Below are 1,605 nucleotides of genomic sequence, written 5' to 3' on the forward strand. Positions count from 1 at the left end.
TAGGCTTGGCACACAAAGGGGGACAGCTATGGCAGAACAGGCTGAACGACCGGAACGTTTTCTGACCCTGCCCGAGATACGGCGGGCCGCCAAGCGTATTCTGCCGCCCGGCCCGTGGGGCTATGCTGCGGGCGGTGCCGAAACCGAGACCACGCTGCGCCGCAATCGGCGGGCGATCCGCCGCCTGGCCATCCGCCAGCGGGTGCTCCGAGACGTGCGCCAGGTGGATCTCGAGACCACGTTTCTTGGCCTGCGGCTGCCCATGCCGGTCGCGGTGGCGCCCATGGGTGGGCTGGTCGTGTTTCATCCCCAGGGCGACTGTGAGATGGTCCGGGGGGCGGGCCAGGCCGGCAATCTGGCCGTGGTCAGTGGGGTGACCGGCTGGCCGGTTGAGGAGGTGGCTGCGGCGGCCGGCGCTCCGCTGCTGTTTCAGCTGTATTTTGCCGGCCCGCGCTCGTGGGCTCAGGAGCTGCTCGGCCGGGTCGAGGCGACCGGGGCGTATAAGGCGGTGTGTCTGACGGTTGACTTGCAGGTTTACGGCCGCCGTGAGCGGGATCTGATTCAGCGCTATGACCCACGAATAGCGCGCATGCTGGCCCCCAATCCCCAGCCGCCGGACATGGACTATCAGGCCCGACTGACCTGGGACGATGTGGCCTGGCTGCAAGAGATGCTGTCCGTGCCGCTCGGTCTCAAGGGAATTTTGACCGCCGAGGACGCACGGCTGGCGGTTGAGGCCGGGGTGAAGATCGTCTGGGTGTCAAACCACGGCGGGCGCCAGCTTGACGCGACCCAGGCCACGATTGAGGTTCTGCCCGAAATTGTCGAGGCGGTTGACGGCAGAGCCGAGATCATCATTGACGGTGGGTTTTCGCGCGGGACGGATGTCATCAAGGCGCTGGCGCTGGGGGCGAATGTGGTGGCCATGGGCCGGAACATCCTGTGGGGTCTGGTGGTTGACGGTGCGGATGGGGTGCGGCGGAGCCTGGAGCTGGTGCGCGAGGAGCTGGCGGCGAGTCTGGCCCTGTGCGGCCAGACCAGCGTGCGGGATCTGGGGCCGGAGATGATCCGTCGGGCCGAGTAGGCGCCGTGCGTTGCAAGGGAGTTGGAAACCCACTATTCAGGAGAAAGACTGACGAGAGCAGCAAAGGAGGGACCCATGAGCAGTAATGGACACCTGAGCGCGCCGCGTGTGCGGGCTGGTTTGGATCATCCGGTTATCGACGCGGATGGGCATTGGTTGGAGTTCGGACCCTATGTCCGCAACGAGTTGCGCCGCATCGGGGGAGACAAGGCGGTCGCAGGCTTTAGCGCGTTCATCGATCAGGTCCAGACAGACTTGGCCATGTCGGTGGACGAGCGGCGGAATACGCGCACGGCCCAGCAGGCGTTCTGGGGCCTGCCGACAAAGAATACCCGCGACCGGGCAACGGCCATGATGCCGGCCCTGCTGTACGAGCGGATGGAGGAGATTGGGCTCGACTATGCGATCCTGTACCCCACGGCTGGCCTGGGCATCCCCCGTATCCCGGATACCGAGGCGCGCCGGGCCGCGTGTCGGGCGTTTAATATTTTCAGCGCCGACTTCTTCGCCAAGTTCTCGGA

The 1,605-nt window shown here is 65.7% G+C and carries 2 protein-coding genes; both read left to right on the forward strand.

The genetic code is table 11. The annotated features are described in order from the left end of the window. Positions 1-28 precede the first annotated feature (28 nt). Positions 29-1,084 (forward strand): alpha-hydroxy-acid oxidizing protein, encoded by a 1,056-nt coding sequence (locus J4F42_17965; protein MCE2487405.1) that lies wholly within the window; start codon positions 29-31, stop codon positions 1,082-1,084. 75 nt (positions 1,085-1,159) lie between these two features. Then, positions 1,160-1,605 (forward strand): hypothetical protein (locus J4F42_17970; protein ID MCE2487406.1); only part of this gene is annotated, 446 nt, incomplete at its 3' end.

The organism is Desulfurellaceae bacterium (genome assembly GCA_021296095.1).
Lineage (GTDB): Bacteria > Desulfobacterota > Binatia > Bin18 > Bin18 > JAAXHF01.

Excerpts from the sequence above, each read along its gene's own strand:
- J4F42_17965 (MCE2487405.1), top strand. The coding sequence starts at position 29 with ATGGCAGAACAGGCTGAACGACCGGAACGTTTTCTGACCCTGCCCGAG.